Annotated in this window: 1 protein-coding gene; it reads left to right on the top strand. The window is 59.4% G+C overall.

All coding sequences use genetic code 11. The annotated features are described in order from the left end of the window. The coding region (locus tag D7X55_RS42600; protein WP_233610497.1) for a hypothetical protein at window positions 1-238 on the top strand (238 nt) is incomplete at its 5' end. Between the last annotated feature and the right edge of the window lie 146 nt (window positions 239-384).

Raw genomic sequence — 384 nt, 5'->3', positions numbered from 1 at the left:
GAAGGTAATGATGCTGCCCTGGAAACGCCTGCCCTCGGTGGTTTTCGAGCAGCAGGACCTGGACAACGCGCAGGAGCAGTGGCACCCGGAACTGAGCGAAGCGGTGATTGCCCTGCTGCCGGAAGGGGAAGACTCACGCAGGCGTTTCCAGACGCGCTGGTTGCATGACCGGCTGCGCAGGGATCTCGCGATGGAGTCGCTGGACTGTGGCGCCAGGGGCAGGGAATCCGCCATGTGATCAATTGCGCATGTCCTGAAATCAACCGTGGAGACACGGTAACGGCGTGTTACCGGCACATTCGCACGCCACGCAAATGATCTAGGCTGAACCTGATAGCTCGTTTCAGGTCACTGCGATGAAAGCCATTCTCCTTGCTGCAACGT

The sequence above is a fragment of the Corallococcus sp. AB049A genome, from assembly GCF_003668885.1.
GTDB classification, from domain to species: domain Bacteria; phylum Myxococcota; class Myxococcia; order Myxococcales; family Myxococcaceae; genus Corallococcus; species Corallococcus interemptor.
Note: the sequence above shows the minus strand (reverse complement) of the source record. Positions and strands in the feature narration are given on the sequence as shown.